General features: G+C 67.6%; 16 protein-coding genes, 1 tRNA gene and 1 pseudogene. 12 read left to right on the top strand and 6 right to left on the bottom strand.

Annotated elements, in window-relative coordinates; genetic code table 11:
* Positions 1 to 75 precede the first annotated feature (75 nt).
* Positions 76 to 3,057, top strand: coding sequence for a UPF0182 family protein (locus NX1_RS31440; RefSeq protein ID WP_068067566.1), 2,982 nt, complete (start codon positions 76 to 78; stop codon positions 3,055 to 3,057).
* 82 nt (positions 3,058 to 3,139) lie between these two features.
* Here the strand turns inward: NX1_RS31440 and NX1_RS31435 are convergent, their stop codons facing one another.
* Positions 3,140 to 3,691 (bottom strand): transglycosylase family protein, encoded by a 552-nt coding sequence (locus NX1_RS31435; protein WP_068067563.1) that lies wholly within the window; start codon positions 3,689 to 3,691, stop codon positions 3,140 to 3,142.
* A 597-nt stretch (positions 3,692 to 4,288) separates the two neighbouring features.
* On the opposite strand from NX1_RS31435, the gene NX1_RS31430 reads away from it, so the two are divergent.
* Positions 4,289 to 4,362 (top strand) — tRNA-Met (locus NX1_RS31430).
* 204 nt (positions 4,363 to 4,566) lie between these two features.
* Here NX1_RS31430 and NX1_RS31425 read toward each other — a convergent pair.
* On the bottom strand, positions 4,567 to 5,172 hold the full coding sequence (locus tag NX1_RS31425; RefSeq protein ID WP_068067561.1) for a DUF8020 domain-containing protein: 606 nt from the start codon (positions 5,170 to 5,172) through the stop codon (positions 4,567 to 4,569).
* A gap of 340 nt (positions 5,173 to 5,512) precedes the next feature.
* Between NX1_RS31425 and lppU the strand changes: the two genes are divergently transcribed.
* The 5 genes from lppU (at position 5,513) to NX1_RS31400 (ending at position 13,655) form a co-directional block, all read left to right on the top strand.
* A complete protein-coding gene (gene lppU / locus NX1_RS37085; protein WP_169812320.1) occupies positions 5,513 to 6,127 on the top strand; it encodes an LppU family putative lipoprotein in 615 nt (204 codons plus the stop codon).
* A 136-nt stretch (positions 6,128 to 6,263) separates the two neighbouring features.
* A complete protein-coding gene (locus tag NX1_RS31415) occupies positions 6,264 to 6,770 on the top strand; it encodes a YbhB/YbcL family Raf kinase inhibitor-like protein (RefSeq protein WP_169812319.1) in 507 nt (168 codons plus the stop codon).
* 406 nt (positions 6,771 to 7,176) lie between these two features.
* On the top strand, positions 7,177 to 8,922 hold the full coding sequence (locus NX1_RS31410) for a fatty acyl-AMP ligase (RefSeq protein ID WP_068067552.1): 1,746 nt from the start codon (positions 7,177 to 7,179) through the stop codon (positions 8,920 to 8,922).
* 43 nt (positions 8,923 to 8,965) lie between these two features.
* Positions 8,966 to 9,247: an acyl carrier protein gene (locus NX1_RS31405; RefSeq protein WP_084501894.1), complete on the top strand. Its 282-nt coding sequence runs from the start codon at positions 8,966 to 8,968 to the stop codon at positions 9,245 to 9,247.
* A 64-nt stretch (positions 9,248 to 9,311) separates the two neighbouring features.
* On the top strand, positions 9,312 to 13,655 hold the full coding sequence (locus NX1_RS31400) for an aminotransferase class I/II-fold pyridoxal phosphate-dependent enzyme (protein ID WP_373864936.1): 4,344 nt from the start codon (positions 9,312 to 9,314) through the stop codon (positions 13,653 to 13,655).
* A 36-nt stretch (positions 13,656 to 13,691) separates the two neighbouring features.
* On the opposite strand, the gene NX1_RS31395 is transcribed toward NX1_RS31400, so the two are convergent.
* Positions 13,692 to 15,047, bottom strand: a complete 1,356-nt coding sequence (locus NX1_RS31395; RefSeq protein WP_068067547.1) for a lipase family protein — start codon at positions 15,045 to 15,047, stop codon at positions 13,692 to 13,694.
* A gap of 239 nt (positions 15,048 to 15,286) precedes the next feature.
* Between NX1_RS31395 and NX1_RS31390 the strand changes: the two genes are divergently transcribed.
* On the top strand, positions 15,287 to 15,760 hold the full coding sequence (locus NX1_RS31390) for a DUF2231 domain-containing protein (RefSeq protein ID WP_068067544.1): 474 nt from the start codon (positions 15,287 to 15,289) through the stop codon (positions 15,758 to 15,760).
* Here NX1_RS31390 and NX1_RS31385 read toward each other — a convergent pair.
* Positions 15,755 to 16,564, bottom strand: coding sequence for a nuclear transport factor 2 family protein (locus NX1_RS31385; protein WP_068067541.1), 810 nt, complete (start codon positions 16,562 to 16,564; stop codon positions 15,755 to 15,757). The genes NX1_RS31390 and NX1_RS31385 overlap by 6 nt on opposite strands.
* 112 nt (positions 16,565 to 16,676) lie before the next feature.
* Between NX1_RS31385 and NX1_RS31380 the strand changes: the two genes are divergently transcribed.
* The 3 genes from NX1_RS31380 to NX1_RS31370 all read left to right on the top strand — a co-directional run bounded on the left by NX1_RS31380 (position 16,677) and on the right by NX1_RS31370 (position 19,300).
* A complete protein-coding gene (locus NX1_RS31380; RefSeq protein WP_068067539.1) occupies positions 16,677 to 17,468 on the top strand; it encodes a phosphatidylethanolamine N-methyltransferase family domain-containing protein in 792 nt (263 codons plus the stop codon).
* A gap of 114 nt (positions 17,469 to 17,582) precedes the next feature.
* Positions 17,583 to 18,278: a DUF8020 domain-containing protein gene (locus NX1_RS31375; protein WP_068067535.1), complete on the top strand. Its 696-nt coding sequence runs from the start codon at positions 17,583 to 17,585 to the stop codon at positions 18,276 to 18,278.
* A gap of 203 nt (positions 18,279 to 18,481) precedes the next feature.
* Positions 18,482 to 19,300: an ACT domain-containing protein gene (locus NX1_RS31370; protein ID WP_068067532.1), complete on the top strand. Its 819-nt coding sequence runs from the start codon at positions 18,482 to 18,484 to the stop codon at positions 19,298 to 19,300.
* 146 nt (positions 19,301 to 19,446) lie between these two features.
* Here the strand turns inward: NX1_RS31370 and NX1_RS31365 are convergent, their stop codons facing one another.
* A complete protein-coding gene (locus NX1_RS31365) occupies positions 19,447 to 19,641 on the bottom strand; it encodes a hypothetical protein (RefSeq protein ID WP_157120261.1) in 195 nt (64 codons plus the stop codon).
* Between the two features lie 322 nt (positions 19,642 to 19,963).
* On the opposite strand from NX1_RS31365, the gene NX1_RS31360 reads away from it, so the two are divergent.
* Positions 19,964 to 21,259, top strand: coding sequence for a cytochrome P450 (locus NX1_RS31360; RefSeq protein WP_068067526.1), 1,296 nt, complete (start codon positions 19,964 to 19,966; stop codon positions 21,257 to 21,259).
* Between the two features lie 7 nt (positions 21,260 to 21,266).
* On the opposite strand, the pseudogene NX1_RS37080 reads toward NX1_RS31360, so the two are convergent.
* Positions 21,267 to 21,846, bottom strand: a pseudogene (locus NX1_RS37080) (DoxX family protein); the annotation flags it as partial.

Genomic DNA, 21,846 nt, shown 5'->3' with positions numbered 1-21,846 from the left:
ACCGAACCGCAACGTCGGAATGCGGCGCATCGACCGATTGGGCGCGGGCGCCGCCGGACCCTGGAGAGTGGCACCGTGGGCATGCGGCCCCCAACCGGCTTACCTTCGTTGTCCCGTCGCAGCCGTGTGCTGCTGGTGGCTGCCATCGTCGTTGCGGCGTTGCTGCTGTTGGGACCGAGGCTGACCGACACCTATACCAACTGGCTGTGGTTCGGTGAGGTCGGTTTCCGCAACGTGTATCTCACCGTGCTGCGGACCCGGATCCTGCTGTTCGCCGCGGTGGCGGTGTTCGTCGGTCTCGTGGTGTGGCTCGCGCTGCTGGTCGGCTATCGCACCAGGCCGGTATTCGTGCCGGTCGCCGGTCCGAACGATCCGATCGCCCGGTATCGCACCACCGTGATGAGCAGGCTCAAGCTCTTCGGCATCGGCATCCCGGTGCTGCTCGGTCTGCTCTCGGGCCTGGTGGCGCAGTCGAACTGGGTGACGGTGCAGCTTTTCCTCAACGGCGGTTCGTTCGGTGAGACCGATCCGCAGTTCGGTCTCGACGTCGGCTTCTACGCCTTCGATCTGCCGTTCTACCGGATGGTGCTGAACTGGCTTTTCGTCGCCGTGGTGATCGCGTTCTTCGCGAATCTGGTGACGCACTACGTCTTCGGTGGTCTGCGGCTGAGCGGCCGCGAGGGCACGCTCACCAAGCCCGCGCGCGTCCAGCTCGCGGTGATCGCCGGAATCTTCGTGCTGCTCAAGGCGATCGCGTACTGGTTCGACCGCTACGAGTTGCTCTCCAGCTCGCGTAAAGAGCCCACCTTCACCGGTGGTTCCTTCACCGACATCAACGCGGTGCTGCCCGCCAAGCTGATCCTGATGTCCATCGCGGTGATCTGCGCGCTGGCCTTCTTCGCCGGAATCGTGCTGCGCGATCTGCGCGTGCCCGCCATGGCCGCCGCGCTGCTCGTGCTCTCCTCGATCCTGGTCGGCGCGGTGTGGCCGCTGGTTGTCGAGCAGTTCTCGGTGCGCCCGAACGCCGCCGACAAGGAATCGGAGTACATCGAGCGCAACATCGCCGCGACCAGGCAGGCGTTCGGCATCACCGACGACAAGGTCGACTACCAGAACTACAAGGGCGACGGCACCAAGAACCCGCGCGACGTTCCCGCCGACCGCACCACCATCTCCAATATCCGGCTGCTCGACCCGAACGTCTTGTCGCCGACTCTCACTCAGCTGCGCCAGCTGAAGAACTTCTACGGCTTCCCCAACCCGCTCGACATCGACCGCTACACGATCGAGGGCGAGGTCCAGGACTACATCGTCGCGGCGCGCGAGCTGGAACCGCAGAGCCTCAAGGACAACCAGACCGACTGGATCAACCGGCACACCGTCTATACCCACGGCAACGGATTCGTCGCCGCGCCCGCCAACCGCATCAACAAAGCGGCCGCGAAGGACGCGACCGTCGCGGGCAGCAGCGACAGCGGCTACCCGGTCTTCGACGACGGCCAGATGAGCTTCGTCAGCGATCTCTCCACGCCGCAGGAGCGCCAGGCCATCAAGGTCGACCAGCCGCGAATCTATTACGGCGAACTGATCTCCCAGTCCGACGCCGACTACGCCATCGTCGGCGCGGCCGGACAGCCCGCGCGCGAATACGACCTGGACAACGTGCAGTACACCTACACCGGTTCGGGCGGCGTGTCGATCGGGTCCTGGTTCAACCGGCTGGCGTTCGCGGCCAAGTACGCCGAGCGCAATATCCTGTTCTCCGGCGCCATCGGCGACGATTCGAAGATCATCTTCAACCGCGATCCGCGCGAGCGGGTCGAGAAGGTCGCGCCGTGGCTGACCGCCGACGGCAACGCCTACCCCGCGGTGGTGGACAAGCGCATCGTCTGGATCGTGGACGCCTACACCACGCTCGACACCTACCCCTACGCGCAGAGCACCTCGCTGGAGGGCGCGGTCGAGGACAGCGTCGACAAGAAGACCGGACGGCTGCTGCCCCGCAAAGAGGTCAGCTACATCCGTAACTCGGTGAAGGCCACCGTCGACGCCTACGACGGCACCGTCACCCTCTACGAGGTGGACACCACCGATCCGGTGCTCAAGGCATGGCGCGGGGTGTTCCCGAACGCGGTGAAGTCGGAGAGCGACATCTCGCCCGAGCTGCGCTCGCACTTCCGTTACCCGGAGGATCTGTTCAAGGTGCAGCGCGAGATGCTCACCAAGTACCACGTGAACGATCCGCGAGAGTTCTTCACCAACAACGCGTTCTGGTCGGTGCCGAGCGATCCGACGATCGAGGGCGGCACCTTCAAGCAGCCGCCGTACTACGTCCTGGTCGGCGATCCGAAGACCGGACGGCCGGAGTTCAATCTGACCAGCGCCATGGTCGGCTTCAACCGGCAGTATCTGTCGGCCTATATCTCGGTGCGCTCGGATCCGGAGAACTACGGCAAGTTCACGATCTTGCAATTGCCGACGGATTCGCAGACCCAGGGTCCGCAACAAACACAGAACACGATGACCATCAACGACGAGGTCTCGCGTGACAAGACTTTGTTGCAAGGCTCGAACAAGATCAAATATGGCAATCTGCTGACCTTGCCGATCGCCGACGGCGGCATTCTCTATGTCGAGCCGCTGTACACCGAACGCAACAGCGGACCGAACACCTCGACCTTCCCGCAGTTGGCCCGGGTGCTCGTGAGCTACCGCGATCCGGCGACCGGTTCGGTGCTCGTCGGCTACGAGCCGACGCTCGCCGCGGCCCTCGACAAGATCTTCCCTGGCAGCGGCAGCGCCGCGACGGCGCCGGGTGCCGAGGCGCCGAACCAGCAGGGGACGACGCCGCCGCCGAACCAGGGCGCCACCGCGCCGCCGCCAGCCCAGGGGACCGCTCCGCCGCCGCCCAACGCGAAGGACGCGGCGGTCCTGGAATTGGACGCGGCCCTGCGCAACGTGCGTGACGCCCAGCGCAGCGGCGATCTCGCCAACCTCGGCGCGGCGTTCGCCAGGTTGGAGCAGGCGATCAAGGCGTACGAAGCCACCGGTCGCTGAGCAGGCAAAAATGAAGCGGCGCTGCCATTCCCAGTAATGGCAGCGCCGCTTCTTCGTGCTGTGCGGTGACGGGGTTTCGGCGTCAGTTGCCCAGCGAGTCGATCAGCGAGCTGTGCTGCTGCAGCAGCTGCTGGAACTGGCCCTCCAGGCCGTACTGCTTGGCCAGTTCGGCGCCGGTGCTCTTGACCTGCTCGACGACATCCTGGCTCTGCTCGGGCGCGGTGGAGGGAAGCGCGGGGGAAGGAAGCGCGGGAGCGACGGGCTCGGGCTGCGGCTCCGGCGCGGACTGGCCCGACTGCAGGTACTGGCCGCACACCGGCCAGGCGCCCACGCCCTGGGTGGCGAGCACGTTCTCGGCGACCCGGATCTGCTCTTCCTTGCTGGCGTGGTTGGCTTGGCCGGTGCCACCGTTGGCGGCCCAGGTGCTCTGCGAGAACTGCAGACCGCCGTAGTAGCCGTTACCGGTGTTGATACCCCAGTTGCCACCGCTCTCGCACTGGGCGACGCCGTCCCAGTTGTGCGTCGGCGCGGCCTCGGCGGTAGCGGTGGAGAGTGCGAACGGGACGGCAACAAGGGCGCCGGTGACGGCGGCGAGGCCGAGGGCGCGGGTGCTGAACTTCCGGTTCTCAGACATGGTGGTTTCCCTCCCTGCGCCCACCGACTCGACGAAAGCATCGCGTCCCTGTCCCCAGGAGGTAGGGGATCTCGAACCGCGGGACAGGGTCGCCGGTGTTCGGCGGTTCGAGTTCGTGCCCATCACGGTTGATCCGGGCCGTGGCCTGACGGTAACGAAGAAATCTCGGCAGATCACGTCTTGATAACTACCGTATTTTCGTGAAACGAATAACGCGAAATCGGCATTTGCACTGGTCGGCAATGTCTCGAGTATGGAGTCTGGACGGTCCGTTATAGCAACGTTATGTGGGCGATATCACTCCGAAATAGTGACCCCCGTCACGTTTGAAACGCAGAACTGGACGGTTCGTCACCGTGAAAGTGGCGCTCGGTACCGCTCGAAAGCGGTCGCCTCTCCGACTCGGTCTCGGGCCGCCGGTTCGTCCCTCGTGTCCGTATCCGTTTCCTGGGCCAGTGATGACAACTCCATGGGCATGGACATAGTCCGCGCGTATCGCGTGTTCCGGGGTGCGCAGGCTGTTGACCTGGACGGATGTCCCTTCGGGTAAGTGATTTGCCTTCTCCGCGTAGACGTGTGTAATGTGGTGTTCACCGACGCGGGGTGGAGCAGCTCGGTAGCTCGCTGGGCTCATAACCCAGAGGTCGCAGGTTCAAATCCTGTCCCCGCTACAAACGGCTCGAGGCCGGAGAGATTTTCCCAAATCTCTCCGGCCTCGAGTCTTTTCCGCTGCACGGACCTTGTGTGGCGTTCGGCTGGATCACACTTCACCGGGAACCGCTGCGGTCGATCAGCGCCGAAGCCGAGGGTGGTAGATGTGGTCGGCGGTCAGGCACGCGCGGTGGGCCTGGCCGCCGACGATCTCCGGGTAAGGATCAGGGCTGGCCGCTGATGGCGGCGTTCATCGCGTCCATGAACGGCTGGCCGCCCATGATGTAGCCGCCTGCGATCGCTCCGACGGCAGCGCCGATCGGTCCGGTGATGATGCTGAAGAAGCCGACGCCGAGCACGGCGCCGATCAGTCCGCCCAACAACCCGCCGGCAACCACGCCGACCACGTTCTTGTCGATCTCCGAGGTGAGGCGCGCCATGGAGTCGACCTGCTGCAGCTCGCCGATGGCCTTCGCGTCCGCCGTCGGCGTGAGCGTGAGCTTTTTGCCGTCGGCGCTGATCTCGTTCGCCACGGACAGGCGCTGCCCCGACAGCTCGTAGGTCAGCGGCACGTCGGTGACGACCGCGCCGCGATCGGACTTCAGCAACACCTCGGCGCCATTGTCGGCGAGCTCGAACCGGCCGCCGTCGACGGTGGTCGTGACGGCGCGGGAGGAATCGGACAGGACGGCGCGGTAGCCGACTCCCTGATCGACGCCGGACGCCGAGATCTCCTGCTTCTCAGGCGGAGTGGCATTCACGGTACCCGTAGCGATTCCCACCGCGGCGGCGACCATGAGGGTCGTCGTGGCAAGCGTGCCGAACTTCATGCTGAATTTCCTTCTGACGAGGTCTCCGGCTCCGGTGGCCGGATGGCGCGTGACTGTATAGCGCACGGGCGGCCCAGTGCCCGAAAACGTTTGTCCATAAACATAATCGGCAGGAAATCCGACGCATCGTTGCCTATTCGTGACCTAGTCGAGCGACCGAATTAGGTTCGGCGGGCGTCGATTCGACACCGCACTCGGAGTCATGTAAGTATTCCGTGAGTTTGCAGAGTGAAAGTTTCAGACTTCAGATCTCGTCAGGGCGAGGTCGAAGCGTGACAGCTGTGGAGGGCAAGATATGTCGCGCCAACGTATCCGTGCCGGTTTCGCCCTGGCCGCATTCATGCTGGTGTTCGCGCTGTGTACGTTTCTGACGATCATGGTCGCGTTTTCCATGGACGGTCCGGAGCCCGCCGGTAGTGCGAGCCCCACCATCATCGAGACCCGAAGTGCGACAACCACATCGGCGACGCCGACGCCCTCGGCCGCGCCCGAGCCGGTCGCCTCGGAGCCAATCGCCGAGGGCATGCTCAGCCAGGCGAGCAAGGCGCCGACCGCGATTCAGATGAACGTCGGCGACTGCGTGCTGCTCGGCGACGGCGGTGCGAACGCTATCGAGAAGACCGGTTGTGGCGGTGAGGGTTCCAGCTACAAGGTATTCGACAAGGTACCCGGCGACGGCAAATGCGCGGCCGACGCGGACCAGACCTACGGCGTAAGCGTCCGCGGGGTTCAGCAGGGCTCGTTGTGCATGGATATCGACTGGGTGGTCGGCGGGTGCATGGAACTCGGCAACGGCAATCCGAAACACATCGATTGCGCCACGGGCGGTGTGGCGAAGGGCGTGCGCGTGCTCGAGGTCAAACAGGGCATCACCGATGTCAATCAATGTTCCTCGGGCAATTACGGATTCGTTTACAATCAGCGCCGCTTCGTTGTCTGCGTCGCCGAGCTCTGAGTTCGGCGGGCGTCGTTCGCAGTGCGGTTCGCCGGCGGGGATCGGTCGGTACCGGTCGTCATCTGTGCAGGTCCAGCGGGTGACCGGCGGCGCGTCCTGCCGGTTCGAGCGGCGCGACGGCGTCATAATCCAGGACGTGAACGCCAATGACGCTCTCCTGACCGCGTTGCAGCGCGAGCGATTCGTTCCCGACCGAATCGATGCCTTCGCGGGCGCCGAGGCAACGGCGAAGTATGGCGATGTGTGGATATCGCCGGGTGAAAAGCTGTCGGTCGAGCAGACGGCGAATGCGCCGGAGCTGGAATGGCCGCTGCGGGAAAACGGCTCCGATGCGCATACGGTGCTGATGTTCGATGTGGACGCGCCGTCGAGGGCGACGTCGCACGGACTGTGCTGGCTGCATTGGGCGGTCGGCGATATTCCTGGACTCGACATCGCTCGCGGCGCCGAAATCGTGCCTTACGCCGGTCCGACTCCGCCCAAGGGGTCGGGACCGCACCGGTATGTGCTCGCGGTGTATCGGCAGACGCGTGAATCCAGCCTGCCGCAGCTCGATCGTCCCCGGTTCGATCCGCTCCGATTCGCGCATTCGCTCGCGCTCGAGCCCGTTGCGGCGAATTTCTTCGTCGCGGAGAACGAGTAAGGGCGCATAGCTCGGGCCGGGCGTCGCCGGAAACTCGGCGGCATGGATTCGGCGGCCGACCGTCAGCGGCACCGTCGAATTTTGGACCACCCCCGTTTTACTTCTGCAAATCCGAGAATACGGCTCACAACCGATCACACGACACCTGTGCTACCGCTCGAATCAGCGGTAGCACAGGTGTTTTCGCAGGGGACGCAATATCCGTCCTGGTGATGCCCGGCAGCCACGGGTAACCGGCCGAGGCTGGCCCGCGGACAAATCCCAGGGGTGGGCTCGCTCCACACCTTTGGTGCCTATTTGCGAGGAGGTTGCGGGCAGACCATAGATATCGAGGCCGGTACCCGGACATGCCGGACCTTCCCCTTCACCCTCGATACACGAATCCCGCCCGCCAGGAGTTCACCGGATGCATTCCAATTTCGTCGCGCACGTTCGCGATCAGGTCAGTGCCTACGGCGACACCAGGAAGTACACCTACCTGCGCGAGGCGGGCCGTGAGCTGGTCGAGGACATCGCCACCTACCGCGAGCTCGACAGGGACGCCAGGGCGCTGGCCGACTGGCTCACCCGCCGCGACGACGCCGACCGTCCGGTGCTGCTGCTCTACCCGCCCGGACCCGAGTTCCTCCGCGCCTTCCTCGGCTGCCTGTACGCCGGGGTGATCGCGGTGCCCGCGCCCGTGCCGCACGACGCGCTCAGCATGCGCCGCGTCGCCGGAATGCTCGACGACGCGGGCTCTCGACTGATCCTCACGAGCACCGCACTGCGTGAACCCCTGGCCGCCTGGCTGCGCGAGCGAGACAGTGCCGTCGTCTCGCTCGCGGCGACCGACGGCGAACCGCTCGGTGATCCGGACGCCTGGGTCATGCCGGACATCACTGGCGACACCGTCGCCTTCCTCCAGTACACCTCGGGTTCCACCAGCGAGCCCAAGGGCGTGGTGGTCTCGCACGGCAATCTCATGCACAACGAAGCGGCCATCAGCGCGGCGACCGACGCCGATGACACCGGCACCGTCGCGAGCTGGCTGCCGCACTTCCACGACATGGGACTGATCGGCATGCTGCTGCAGCCGTTGTACGCGGGCGGCGAGCTCGTCTACATGTCGCCGATCACCTTCCTGAAGCGTCCCGTCCGGCTGCTCGAGGCGATCGACCGCTATCGCGCGCAGGTTACCGTGGCGCCGAACTTCGCTTACGAGCTGCTCGCGCGCCGGGTGACCCCCGCGCAGGTCGCGGGGTTGGATTTGTCCTCGTTGCGGGCGGTGGTGAACGGCGCGGAACCGGTCCGCGCTCACACCCTCGACGCGGTGATCGAACGGCTCGGTCCCGCCGGGTTCGCCCCCGAGGCGTTCCTGCCCGTGTACGGGATGGCCGAGGTCACGCTGCTGGCCAGCGCGGCGCGGATCGGCCGGTCGCCGGTGTATCTCGACGTAAATTCCGCGGCTCTCGAACGCGATCGGATCGTCCCCGCCGCGAACGGGACTCGCTTGGTGAGCTGTGGCGCGGCGGCGACCGGTCTCGACATCAGGATCGTCGACCCCGTCACCCTTCGGACGCTGCCGGACGGGCACGTCGGCGAGATCTGGCTCGGCGGACCCAGTGTGGCGCAAGGGTATTGGCATCGCTCCGAAGAAACCACGGAGAAGTTCACCGCCCGCACCGGCGGCGCGGGCCCGTACCTGCGGACCGGTGATCTCGGCGCCCGTCACGACGGTGAACTCTTCATCACCGGGCGGCTCAAGGACCTGATCGTCATGAACGGCCGCAATCTGTATCCGCACGACATCGAGGAGGCCGTGCGCGACGCCGATCCGGCCATATCCGACGCGCCCGGGGTCGTGCTGTCTATCGACACCGAGCACCAGGAGCGACTGCTGGTGGTCCAGGGTGTACGCACCGCCGCGCTGAACGGCCTGCCGCCCACCGAACTGGTCGCTCGGATCAAGACGGCGGTGTCGCGCGGCTTCGATCTTCCCGCGCCGAGTGTGGTGCTCGTCGAGCACCGCGCGGTGCACCGCACCACAAGCGGCAAGGTGCAACGCAACTCGATGCGGTCCGCGTTCCTGGACAACACGGTCGGCGGCGTGCTGCACGAGGAGATCGAACCATCCGTCCAGCGCCTGCGCGCAGGCGCGCTCGCCACCGTCTGACCGACCCGGCCAAGCAGTTGGAAGACTCAGGAGATACCGCAAGATGAGAACACTCGTGCTCGCCCAGCAGGGCGCCGTCGTCGCCGACTGGATCACCGCTCGGGTCGCCGACCACCTCGGCCGCTCCCCGCGCGATATCGACCCCACCCTCCCGCTCGCCGAACTGGGCATCGACTCGGTCTCCGCGGTGAACATCTGCGGCGAGATCGAGTTCGAGTGGGATCTCGAACTGGATATGACGGTCGTGTTCGACTACCCGACGATCCTCGACCTGGCGGTCTACATCACCGACGAGATCGCCGACCGGCCCGAGCTGGCCGCATGAGCGAACGTAGTGAGCGAATCATGTGCCTGCGCGCACCGGAGCTGAGCGTCAGCGAGGCCGAGGCATGAGTCGACGCACCGAGCGGATGACTTGCAGGCGGGCCGCGCGCACACCGAACCCGAGCGACGCGATCGCGATCGTCGGTATCGACTGCCGATTCCCGCAGGCGCCGGACGCGCAGGCGCTGTGGGCGCTGCTCATGGCGGGCGCGGACGCTGTCGCCGATGTCCCCGGGCAGCGCTGGCGCGCGGACGATTTCCACGATTCCGCCGGTGCGCCGGGCAAGGTCAACAACCGCACCGGCGGATTCCTGGCCGACGCCGAGGCCTTCGACAACGAGTTCTTCGGCATCGCGCCGCGGGAAGCCGAGGCGATGGACCCGCAGCAGCGGCTGCTGCTGCAATCCGCGTGGCGGGCGTTCGAGGACGCCGCGCTCGACCCGCGGGAACAGGCGGGCTCGAACACCGGCGTGTTCGTCGGCGTCATGGCCAACGAATGGGCCGGCGTGCAGATGCGCGACTACGCCCGCATCACCCCGCAAACCGGTTCCGGCAATGGGTATTTCATGACCGCGAACCGGCTCTCCTATCAGCTCGACCTGAAGGGCCCGAGCATGGCGATCGACACCGCCTGCTCGTCGTCGCTGGTCGCCGTGCATCAGGCCTGTGTCGCGCTGCGCGCCGGAGAATGCGATCAGGCCATCGCCGCGGGCGTCAACATCGCGGTGACCCCCGCGCTCAACGTCTTCTACACGCAGGCGGGTCTGTCCGCGCCGGACGGGCGCTGCAAGCCGTTCAGCGGCAAGGCCGACGGCATCGGTCGCGGCGAGGGTGTCGCGGTGCTGGTGCTGCGCAGGCTCGCGGACGCGCAGGCCGAAGGTCTGCCGATCTACGCGCTGATCACGGGCAGCGCGGTGAACAACGACGGCCGCAGCAACGGGATCACCGCGCCGAACCGGTGGGCCCAGCAGCAGGTGGTCACCGAGGCGTATCGGCGCGCGGGAGTGACCGCCGATCAGGTCGCGTTTCTCGAGGCGCACGGCACCGGGACGGTGCTCGGCGACATGATCGAGGTCAAGGCGCTCGGCGCGGTGCACGCGGCGCGGCGCGCGCGGCCATGCGCGATCGGTTCGATCAAAGGCAATCTCGGCCACACCGAGGGCGCCGCCGGTATCGCGGGCCTGATCAAGGTGGCATTGAGCCTGCACCATCGCGCCGTGCCGCCTACCCGGTACGCGGCGGACGAGAACGCGCGGCTGCGGATGGCCGAGCACGGGCTGCGGCTGCTCGCCGAGCCGATGACGCTGCCGCGCGGCCGGATTCACGGTGCGGTCTCCAGCTTCGGTATGGGCGGCACCAATGCGCACATGCTGCTGGCGAGCGCTCCGGCGGCCTCTCAGGCGCCCGAGACGGCGGGTGTCGGAGTGCTCACGCTGTCGTCGAACGATCGGGACGGGTTGCGGCGCAACGTCGGTCGCTTCGCGGAACGTCTCGCCCAGGAGCCCACCGCGCTGAGCAGGCTGTGCTGGTCGACCAATCGGGTGAAGTCATCGGGTCGCCATCGTCTTTCGCTCGTGGTGCGGGACCGAGAAGACGCGGTCGAGGCACTGCGCGACTGCGCGAGGGACGACGCTTCGCTGGACGCCAATTCCGGTGTCGCGCAGCGTCCATCGATCGGGTGGTTGTTCACCGGGCAGTCCGCCCAGTATCCCGGAATGTCGCGCGCGCTGTACGACGCGTCCGCCACCTACCGCCGGGCGCTCGCCGAGGTGGACGAGGGCATGGCGGGGCACCTGCATCGTTCGGTGGCTGAATTACTGCTCGGCGAAGGCGAACTCGTGCACCGCACCGAGTTCGCGCAGCCCGCGATCTTCGCGGTCGAGTACGCGCTGGCCAAGGCGCTCCTCGAGCTCGGCGTCGAGCCCGCTTGGCTGCTCGGCCACAGCGTCGGCGAGTTCGCCGCGGCCGCCGTCGCCGGGGTGTTCTCCCTCGATGACGCGTGCAGGCTCGTCACCGCCCGCGGGCGGCTCATGCAGCGACTGCCCGAGGGGGGCGCGATGCTCGCGGTTCGCGAGACACCCGAAGCGGTGGCCGAGCTGATCGCGAACGAGCCGGAAGTTGCGCTCGCGGCGATCAACGGCCCGCGAGAGGTGGTCCTTTCCGGCGCCGCGGAGGCGATCGCCGGCCTCGGCGCGTTGCTCACCGACCGCGGCGTCGCCGTCCGGCCGCTCACCGTCTCGCATGCCTTCCACTCGCCGCTGATGGCGCCAATGCGCGAGGAGTTCGCGCAGGTCGCGCGGGAATGCGTGTACCACCCGCCGAGCATCCCGGTCTACTCGACGCTGCGCGGACGCCTGCTCGAGCCCGGCGAGCCGATGGACGCCTGCTACTGGATCGAACACATCGAGGCCACCGTGCGATTCGCCGACGCCGCGACCGCCGCGCTGGCCACCGAGCCGACGCAGCTCATCGAGATCGGCACCAAACGCACGCTCGCGCCCATGCTCGGCAGGGCCAATCCGGGCCTGGACATTCCGATGCTCGCACCCTGCACCGGACCGCACGCCACGGGCAACGAACTGGCGGACACCGTCTCGGCGCTGTACCGCGAGGGACTCGATCCGAACTGGGACGCGCTGTACGAGCCGGACGATCGCGTCCGCCAGCGCGTCGGCGGATACGAGTTCGATACGAGTCACCGCTTCTGGATCGACGCTCCGTCTCCCGAAACCCCCACGACCCCGAGCCAACATACCGAGGAAACCACGATGGACCAACTGATCGCGCTGTTCCGGGAGCAGGCCGCCGTGCTGGCGGCCGCCGCCAAGGCCGCACCCGAGGCGGCAGCGCAGCCGATCCAGCCCCGGTCCGTCAGCGAGTCGCGGCGGGTCGGTGCGACCGCCGATGTCGCCGCTGTGGTTCGCGCGGAGACCGCGCGAGTGAGTGGTTTTCCGGCGGCCAAGCTGAAGGATTGCCAAACCATCAGCGGCGACCTGGGATTCGACTCGATCATGATTGCCGACCTGTTCAGCGGTCTGTCCCGCAAGATCCCGGGACTCGTCATCGAGCCCGATTGGTTCACCCCGGCGACGACGCTCGGCGACGTGATCGCCCTCGTTGCTCCGCCTTCCGAAGTTCCTCCGGCGGTGGAGCTTCCGGGCGCCGAGTTGTCGGAGCAAGTGGCAACGCGGGTGGAACCGCAGTACCGCATCGCGGATTTCCCCGAGGTACAGGCGATTTCCGCCCGGATCGACATGGCCGAACAGGGCGGCGTGACCAACCCGTACTTCCTCGTCAACGACGGAGTCACCCGCGATACCTCGGTGATCGAGGGCCACGAGGTACTGAACTTCTCCAGCTACAACTACCTCGGCATGTCGGGGCATCCGGCCGTGACCGCCGCGGTGCAGGATGCGGTGGCGCGGTACGGCAGTTCCGTCTCGGCCAGCCGCCTGCTCTCCGGTGAGAAGACGATTCACGTCGAACTGGAGCGTGAGCTCGCCGCGCTGCTCGGCACCGAGGACGCGATCGGCTTGACCAGTGGCCACGCCACCAACGTCACGGTGATCGGGCACATCGTCGGCCCCGGCGACCTGATCGTCCACGACAGCCTGGCCCACGACAGCATCTTGCAGGGCTGCAAGCTCTCCGGCGCGACCCGGCGCCCGTTCCCGCACAACGATCATGCCGCGCTGGACCGCATGCTCACCGACATCCGGCGCCAGTACCGGCGGGTGCTGGTCGTCATCGAGGGCGTGTACAGCCAGGACGGCGACATCCCCGACCTGCCCGCGATGATCGAGGTGAAGAAGAAGCACAAGGCGTTGCTGATGATCGACGAGGCGCACAGCATCGGCGTGCTCGGCGCGACCGGCGGCGGCATCGGCGAATACTTCGGCGTCGACCGAGCCGACGTGGAGCTGTGGTCGGGAACGATGTCGAAGGCGCTGGCCGGCTGCGGCGGGTACGTCGCGGGCAGCCGCGATCTGATCCGGTTCCTGAAATACACCACGCCCGGGTTCGTCTACAGCGTCGGCATCACTCCGGCCAACGCCGCGGCCTCGCTCGCCGCCCTGCGTGAGATGCGCACCGAGCCAGAGGTGTTCGAGCGACTGCGCGGGTTGTCCCGGTTGTTCCTCGAGCTCGCGAAGGAGGCGGGCATCGACACCGGCGACAGCCACGACACCCCGGTCATTCCGTGCATAGTCGGCGACTCGATGAAGACGCTGGCGCTGTCGAATGCCCTGCTGCGGAGGGGAATCAACGTCAACCCGATCCTGCATCCCGCTGTACCGGAGGACGCGGCCCGGCTGCGCTTCTTCGTCACCACGTGCCACACCGAGGAGCAGATCCGCTGGACGGTGAAGATTCTCGCCGAGGAGCTCGCGCTCCTGAAGGTGAACCGGTGACCCGGTATGTCCAGCGCTCGGCGTGGCGGTTTCCCGTCAGGCCACGCTGCGGCGGGGTGTCACGGGCACGGTCGGCCGCACCGGCGCCGTGATCGGCCTGGCCGCGAGCATCCGGCCGAACACTTTCGCGAAACGCAAGTGTCCCACCGCTTCTCGCTTGCCGAAGGCTAGCGACCACACCGTGTCGGTGCCGGTGGGGCCGGTATCGCGTTGTGCCAAGCGGTCGGCCAGCCAGTTCATGGTGAAGGGAGTGCCGATGTAGAGCAGGGGCAGGTGCAGGCTCAGCCGGTCGCGTACGTAGCGGATGGCGGCCCCTGCCGCGACGTAGCGTTCGACGTGCGCGTCGACATCGGCGACGGCGATGAGTTCGTCGTTGACCCCCTGGATCACCAGCATCGGCATGGTCGGCGCCTGCACGCCGGGGCGGATGTCGTCCAGGACGTAGCGCATCTCGGGGCGGGCGAGCAGCTCGCTGAAGGTGGTGCGACTGTATTTGTCGATGTTCTTGCCCGCGAACCGCGGGATCAGCTCGAAGGTGGTGCGCGATTCGGCTTGGGCCAGCAGGCCGAGGAATTCGGGGTGCACTTCATCGATCAGAAGCCGGTCCAGCGCCGGGTAGGCCCGCCGCAGCGCCGCGACGCAGACGGTGGCGAAACCGGACAGGAAGGTGCCGTTGAGCCGGATGAACGCCGACGCGAGGTCGCCGACCGGGGAGCCGGCGACCGCGCCGACGATCGTCAGCTCCGGCGCGTACTCGGCGGCCAGTTCCGCGGCCCAGGCGGTGGCAAGTCCACCGCCCGAATAGCCCCACAGGCCAACGGGCGTGGTCGGTCCGAGGCCGAGCGGCGTGAAATTCAGCGCCGCCCTGATGCCGTCGAGAGACCGGTATCCCGGTTCGCGTGCCACGCCGAACTGCCCCGACATGCCCCCGTGGTCGGGCACCGACACCGCCCAGCCCCGCGCCAGCGCGGCCCCGATGACAGGCAGCTCGAGCTGCGGAATGGCGCCGAGCGCCCGCGCGCCGCGGCGCAGGGCGTAGGACGGGAAACAGCGGGAGGAGACGCCGTCGATCGCGCACTGGAACGACACCAGCGGGCGCGGCACGGTGGGATCGGCGCCCCACGGCAGCAGGACGGTGGTCACCGCCACTTCGGGCACGTCGTTCAGATCGCACGTCCGGTAGAGCAGCTGCCATGCCGAAATACGCTGCGGGACAACGCCGAACAGCGCGAGCTCGACCCGCCGGGTGCGCAGTACGGCGCCGGGGGCGTGGCGGCCGAGGTCCGGCGGCGCCGCGTAGAACGGATCCTGTTCGGGGATCAGCGGCCACGGTGCACGCGCAGACGACGCCGTGTCCGGTCGGGCGGCATCCGGGGTGGTGCCCACGCTCATCGGTGTTGGTCCTTTCACGCGGCGCGGCGCACGGTTCGGGCGCCGCGGTGCGGCGGACTCGACCCGGGAATTCCGGCGCGGCGGTCCCACTCAACGTAACCGGCGGAGCTCGGCAGGTTAATTGGCGCGGAAGACAACCTGTGCGGACGATTCTTTTCCCGGCCGCGGTGAACCATCTGGCCGAGCGATTCGTGAAAACGGGGTCTGGGGGGCGCCGCGCATGCTCAGGAGGGCAGCCCATGTCGACTGTCAACGGATTGCCCGCACACGTGCTACTGGTGCACGGTGTGGTCGTGCTCGTGCCGCTGACTGCGCTGCTGCTCGTGCTGTCCGCCCTGGCGCCCGCGCTGCGGCGGCGGTTCGTCTGGCTCGTCGCCGCTCTCGCCGCGGTGGGCGCGGTGCTCACTCCCATCACCGTGGAAGCGGGGGAGACGCTGGCCGAGCGGTTCCCCGCGCCGAGCGAGGCGCTGCGGACCCATATCGACCTCGGGCGCGCCACGGTCTACTTCGCGGTGGCGCTGCTGGTGGTCGCGTTGCTGTTGGTCGCGGCGCACCTGGTCGAGCTGCGCGGCGGATCGATCGGTCGGACACCGGCCGCGCTGCTGGGGATACTGGCGCTCGTCGTCGGCATCGCCGCGGGCGTGCAGTGCTACCGGGTAGGCGATTCCGGTGCGCGGGCCGTCTGGGGAGTCGAGGCCGCGAGCAACCTATAGATTCGCGTCGAGGAAGATCGTCACGCTAATGATCCTTGGGCTGTTCGCCGCGAACTCCACGAAGGCCACGCCTTGCGATTCGCCGAGCCGCACGCTCGCGCTGACGCTGCGGCCCGCGGCGATCATCTTGTCCCACCGCATGGTTCGCGCGCGATTGGTGAACTCCTCCACCGAGATCGGGTTGCCCGCTGGCAACTCAAGCACCGCGTGCTCGCCGAGCAGCGCGCGCACGCGGCCGATGTCGGTGCCCGCCGCCGCGTCGAACAGGTGGCGCGTCGCGCGTTTGCCAGGACCGCCCACGTTCCGGAGCGCCCGCATCATCCCCATCGCGCCGCTCACGCCGAGATTCGCGACCAGTTGTGGACCGAGCTTCGCCCCAGCGAGGAGACCAGGCACGCCCGTGCGCAGCAGGCGCGCGATCATCACCGCCAATTCCCAGTGCGCGGCGAGGCGGACGATCCGCCAGCCGGCGCCGGTGTCGGCCAGGTCGTAGCGCAAGTGCATCGGCACGATGACCGTAGCGCCCGTCGACATGGTCGTCTCGATGTGCAGATCCCTGACCACCGTCTGCCCGGCGACCAGGTCGCGGTCGACGCGGAACGCGATCGAGTTCGGCCCGATGAAGGTGTCGTAGAACCGCGCGATCGCATCGCGGCCGACGTGCGCGCGAGAACCGACCGGGTCGTGCACCGCGGCGTCGTCGGCGAACAGGCCCACCCAGGCGGCTTTGTCGTGCGCGGCGACAGCGCGCGGGGATGCTCGAACGGCCGACAGCAGGTGTTCGGCGGTCGGGTCCAGCGGCATGCGGGTCCTCCATAGTCGTGGCCACCACTCTGATCCATGGTAGAACATGTTCTAATTTCAGCGCCGCCGAACCGTTCGGCACGCGCGGCGCCCCGTTCGACTGAGGATCTCGATGGACTGGTACACCGGGAACGCCACCTACGACACCGTGCTCGCGATCGCCTTCGCGTTCGCCGCTTTCGTGCTGGTCGGCGGTCTGTTCGCGCAGAGTCCGTACGGCCGGTTCGCCTCGACGAAGGTCGGCTTCAATCTCAACCCCAAGCTGGGCTGGTGGCTCATGGAGTTGCCTGCCACCGTGGTGTTCGCGGTGTTCTATCTGAGCGGTCCGGACCGGTTCGAGCCGACTCCGCTTGTGCTGGCATGTATTTGGCTGCTGCACTACGGCAATCGCGGCTGGTTCTTCCCGCTCTCCATTCGGCAGGTACCGGGCAAGCGCAGCAGCTTCAACGTCTCGGTGCTGGCCGCGGGCGTCTTCGTGACCTCGCTGCACGGGTATCTGAACGGCGCGTTCTTCAGTCACGACTACAAGAACCAGTACGGCGTCGACTGGCTGACCGACCCGCGTTTCCTGCTCGGCGTTGTCGTCTACCTGTGCGGATTCGGGTTGCTGGTGCGATCCGAGGCGATCGTGCGCAACCTGCGCGACAAGAACGCTCCCGGCTCGACCGAGTACCGGATTCCCTACGGTGGCGGGTTTCGTTTCGTGAGCAGTCCGGCCTATCTCGGAGAGTTGATCGCGTGGGCCGGGTTCGCGCTGCTGAGCTGGTCGCTGGCCGGTGTGGTGATCTTCCTGATCACCGCGGGGAACCTGGTGCCGCGCGCCTTCGCGACGGATCGGTGGTACCGGGAGAAGTTCGCCGACTACCCCCCCGAGCGAAAAGCATTGATTCCCTATGTAATTTGAGTTCTTCGACGATGGTGGACGGGTTCTGTGCCGGACCCGCGTGCACCAATGGCAGTCGTTGTCGTTGACATGCGAGGTGGTCGCCCATGCGGCCGGTATCTGGGATGAGGATCAATGCTGTTGAGGAAGCCGGCCGTATCGGCCATCGCCGTGCTGTCCATCGTTGCGGGAGCCGCCACGGCGCAATCGGCCGAGCGCGACGCGATCGGCTTCACTGCCCACGCGACCGACACCGCCGCGATCATCGAGATCGAGTCGGGCGCAATGGTTGTCGAGGACGACGCGCTGAAGATCAAAGCCGCTGACGGCACCGTGGTGGCGGGCACCCCGCTGAAATTCCGCCTCGACGATTTCGAATTCCCCATCGCCGCGGCCATCTCCGGCCGCACCGCGACCTTGACCCCGCAGCTGTCCCCGGACAGGGCCGTCTACCAGCCCGTCGCCCTGCCCTTCGAGGACAAGGCGCCGTGGAAGAGTGAATACGAGCGCGAGCAAGCGGCCTGGGCGCGGATGGGCAGCACCATCGCCATGGGTGTCAGCATCGGCACCCTGGTCGGCGGCATCGGCGGCGGTGCCGTCGGCTGCCTGCTCGGCGGCATCGTCGGGGCCACCGTTGCCTCCGCCACCATCGTCGGCCTACTCGGCCCCTTCATCCCCGCCGCCGCCGTCGGCTGCGTGGGCGGCATCATCGCCGCCGGCGCACTCGGCACCCTGGCTGGCCAGATCTTCGTGGCGGCGCCGGTCGCGGTGGGCGCAATCATCCAGTACTTCACGACCATCAACCAGCCGTTCACGCCGCCCGCGAAGTAGGAGTAGACGAGCGCCGAACCGCTACGGGTGGCCCGGCGATGTTCGGAAAGGTTCCTGCGGTGTGCGGTTGCCCACCATTCGCGGATTGGTGTGTGCGGTATCACCGCGAGTGTTCCTGCAGCTCAGGGCGTTTGCGGTGAGGTTTCACGCCTGCGTTACAGACTCGCACGGGAAAGGAAATCTTTCACCAAGATCGTCGGGGCATGAGGCCGACCGCAGCTCGACCCCCGGTGCACGCCCTGGCGTGCGATGTGTGCGGCCGGTTGCCGCATCCGCCACGGACCCGTTTGGCGCTGGCCAAGCTGGCCGCCGTCTTCCCGGTGGAACTGGCGTTGCACGCGCTGGTGATCCGCCTGCATCCGCCGTATCTGGTGACGGTGCTGCTCTTGACGATCACCACCACGATCCTGGTGATCTGGGTGGTCGAGCCTTCGGCCATGCGGTTTCTCGGGTCGTGGCTGCACGGTCCGGAATTGCGCGACCGCGACCGTGCCGATCAGGCGCCCGCGCTGTGGCGGATCCGCGTGCACGTCGACGACCGGCCCGGCCAGCTCGAGGCGCTCGCCGCGCACCTCGCCGACCGCGAGGCGAATATCCTCACCGTGCACGTGCACCACCTGGAATCCGGTGTGCTGGACGAACTCGTCGTCGCCACACCGATCGACGTCACCCCGCACGCGCTCACCGCGGCGGTGACGAAAGCGGGCGGCGCGAAGGTTCGCGTGTGGCCCGCATCCGCGCTGACGCTCATCGACGGCCAGACCAAGGCGCTGGCCGCCGCCGCCCGCGTCGTCGCAGACCCCGACGAACTACCGCTGGCCATCGCCGAATTGCTCGGAGCCAAATACCTCTCCTCCGGACCAACCGAGCGCGAGCCCACCGACGGCACGATGCTCGAACTGCAGAACGATCCGGAGAGCCCCCTGACCTTCCTCCGCGCCGACGAGCCGTTCACCCCTGCCGAAATCGCCCGCGCCCACCGCCTGAACGACTTGGCGCGCATCGTCACCCATCCCACGTGACTCGCGAGCCTGTTCCCACATTCCTGGCGCACGTGGCACAGAGGCGCTGGCGCTGTGGCGCGTACACGCGGCGCGGGGACTGTGCGGGGCGGTCGCTCATCGTCAGCCAGGGCGCGTGATCGATTGCGTGAGAGACGGGCTCGCGTTCAGAAGAACGCCGGGTCGGGCAGCGCCCGTTCGGCCGTGCGTAAGCGTTCGGCGAGGATCGTCAGCAGGTCGATCGATTCGGGTGACAGGCCGACGCCGAGTCGGACGAGCCGGCTGAGTCGTGGATTGCTGAACTGGCCGATCACCGGGAGGTCGGGATCGGCTGGGTGCTGGTCGAGACGATCGAGATCCACGGGGGCGCTCACAATCTGACGACTGGGGTTGGCGACACAGTCGCACAGATTTTCGTACGGCGCCAGTAGCGTGGTAACGATCATCCACGGCCCAATCGACGTGGATACGGGCGAACGGCTTGGAGTTGCGTCGTGCTCACGATCCTCGCCACCTTCCGAAACGGAGATGGCTGTGGCTCGGATTATCCGCCGCCGTGCGGCGCGACATGCCGTAATCGGTCGCCGATACCGGGGTAGGAGCCGCTTTTGCGACCGCGGTGGGATGTGCGCGATGCGTCGCGGTCGTAACGTGGAAGCACTTCGACCGAGACGGGGGGCCGATATGAAGACCTGGATTCGGTGGGCGGCGTTGAGCGGAGTGCCCACCATGTCGCTGCGCATGCTGGCGCGACGCGGCGAACCGTTGGCGCAATTGCTGACCGACCCGGACGCGCGGGAGAATCCCTATCCGTTCGGCGCGCGCATCCGCGCCGAGGGCAGGATCGTCCGCACGCCGTACATCCTGGCCTCCGCCGATCACGAGGTGTGTCGCAGCATTCTGCGCGACAAGAACTTCGGCGCCACGCCGCCGGAGGCGATAGACCTGCCCGCGCCGTTGAAACGGCTGATCCGCGCCACGGATCTGCGGCTGGCCAGCCCGGTCGAGCCGCCGTCCATGCTGATGGTCGACCCGCCCGAGCACACGCGCTACCGCAAGCTGGTCGCGGGCGCGTTCACCCCGCGCGCTGTCGGGCGGCTGCGCGACCGGGTGCGCGAGGTGACCGAGGAACTGCTGGACGGCTTGGCCGGACGCGAAAACGCGGATCTGATCGGTGATTTCGCGCTGCTGCTGCCGATCGCCGTCATCAGCGAGATACTCGGAATCCCCGCGGCCAAACGCGACGACATGCTCGCATACGGCAACGCGGGCTCACCGCTGCTGGACATCACCATCTCCTGGCCACAGTTCAGGTCGGCGGTCGCCGCGCTGCGCGACAGCCAGGATTTCCTGGTCGGACATATCGCGCGTATTCGCCGCGCGCCGGGCGACGACATCCTCAGCGACCTCGCCACCGGTGGCCAACTCACCGACCGCGAACTGCTCGCCACCGCGACCCTCATCGCGGGCGCGGGCTTCGAGACCACCGTCAACCTGCTCGGCAACGGCATCATGCTGTTGCGCGACCATCCCGGCCAGCTGGCCGCGCTGCGCGCCGAACCGGCTCGCTGGCCCGGCGCGATCGAGGAGATGCTGCGCTACGACAGCCCCGTGCAGATGACGACGCGAACCGCGCTGTGCGACAGCGAGATCGCGGGCGAACCCATCCGGGCTGGCGAGACCGTCGCCTTGCTGCTCGGCTCGGCGAACCGCGATCCCGCCGCGTTCCTCGACCCGGACACCTTCGACATCACCCGGTCCAACGCCAGGGATCACCTGTCCTTCGGCAGCGGCGTGCACTCCTGCCTCGGAGCGAGCCTGGCCAGGATCGAAGGGGCCATCGCGTTGCAAGCCCTCTACGACCGCTATCCGGATCTGCGGCACACCGGACCGGCGACCCGGCGCGGACTGGTGAATCTGCGCGGCTACCAGCACATCCCGGTCACCACGGGAGCGGCGAGGCACGCCGCGCTCGGCTAGGCGCGCGTCAGAACCGCTTGCGCGCCTTGCCCGCCCAGTCGGCGCCCTGATGCCGGGCCGCCTCGGTGAACTCGGCGCTCCGGTGCCTGGCCGCCTCACCGAACTCGGCACCCCGATGCCGGGCGGCTTCTTTCAGCTCGGCGCGCCGGTGCTTGGCCATCTCGCCCAGTTCCGCGCGCTGGTGCTTGGCGGATTCGCCGAACCCGAACCGCCGGCGCTTCTTGGTGGCTTTCCGCAGCTCGGCACGGCGCTGCTTGGCGGTCTCGCCCAGTTCGGCGCCGCGGTGCCGCGCGACCTCGCCCAGTTCGGCGCCGCGCAGTTTGGCGACCTCGCCCAGTTCGGCGCCGCGGTGCCGCGCGACCTCGCCCAGTTCGGCCCCGCGCAGCCGCGCGAGCTCGCCGAGCTCCGACCCGCGCACCTTGGCCAAACCGGCCCATTCGCTGCCGCGCGCCTTGGCGATATCGCCGAATTCGTCGCCGCGTTCCTTCGCGATCTCGGCCCATTCCGCGCCGTGCTCCCGTGCGGCGTCGGCGAATTCGGCACCGTGCTCGCGGGCCGCCGCGGCGAGCTCCGCGCCGCGCTCCCTG

Source organism: Nocardia xishanensis NBRC 101358, from assembly GCF_001613365.1.
Taxonomy (GTDB): Bacteria; Actinomycetota; Actinomycetes; order Mycobacteriales; family Mycobacteriaceae; genus Nocardia; species Nocardia xishanensis.
The sequence above is the reverse complement of the archived record's forward strand: the minus strand, read 5'-3'. Positions and strand labels throughout refer to the sequence as shown.

Excerpts from the sequence above, each read along its gene's own strand:
- NX1_RS31400 (WP_373864936.1), top strand. The coding sequence starts at position 9,312 with ATGAGTCGACGCACCGAGCGGATGACTTGCAGGCGGGCCGCGCGCACA.
- lppU (WP_169812320.1), top strand. The coding sequence starts at position 5,513 with ATGCTGGTGTTCGCGCTGTGTACGTTTCTGACGATCATGGTCGCGTTT.
- NX1_RS31360 (WP_068067526.1), top strand. The coding sequence starts at position 19,964 with ATGAAGACCTGGATTCGGTGGGCGGCGTTGAGCGGAGTGCCCACCATG.
- NX1_RS31395 (WP_068067547.1), bottom strand. The coding sequence starts at position 15,047 with ATGAGCGTGGGCACCACCCCGGATGCCGCCCGACCGGACACGGCGTCG.
- NX1_RS31375 (WP_068067535.1), top strand. The coding sequence starts at position 17,583 with ATGCTGTTGAGGAAGCCGGCCGTATCGGCCATCGCCGTGCTGTCCATC.
- NX1_RS31380 (WP_068067539.1), top strand. The coding sequence starts at position 16,677 with ATGGACTGGTACACCGGGAACGCCACCTACGACACCGTGCTCGCGATC.
- NX1_RS31435 (WP_068067563.1), bottom strand. The coding sequence starts at position 3,691 with ATGTCTGAGAACCGGAAGTTCAGCACCCGCGCCCTCGGCCTCGCCGCC.
- NX1_RS31405 (WP_084501894.1), top strand. The coding sequence starts at position 8,966 with ATGAGAACACTCGTGCTCGCCCAGCAGGGCGCCGTCGTCGCCGACTGG.
- NX1_RS31425 (WP_068067561.1), bottom strand. The coding sequence starts at position 5,172 with ATGAAGTTCGGCACGCTTGCCACGACGACCCTCATGGTCGCCGCCGCG.
- NX1_RS31410 (WP_068067552.1), top strand. The coding sequence starts at position 7,177 with ATGCATTCCAATTTCGTCGCGCACGTTCGCGATCAGGTCAGTGCCTAC.
- NX1_RS31370 (WP_068067532.1), top strand. The coding sequence starts at position 18,482 with ATGAGGCCGACCGCAGCTCGACCCCCGGTGCACGCCCTGGCGTGCGAT.
- NX1_RS31390 (WP_068067544.1), top strand. The coding sequence starts at position 15,287 with ATGTCGACTGTCAACGGATTGCCCGCACACGTGCTACTGGTGCACGGT.
- NX1_RS31385 (WP_068067541.1), bottom strand. The coding sequence starts at position 16,564 with ATGCCGCTGGACCCGACCGCCGAACACCTGCTGTCGGCCGTTCGAGCA.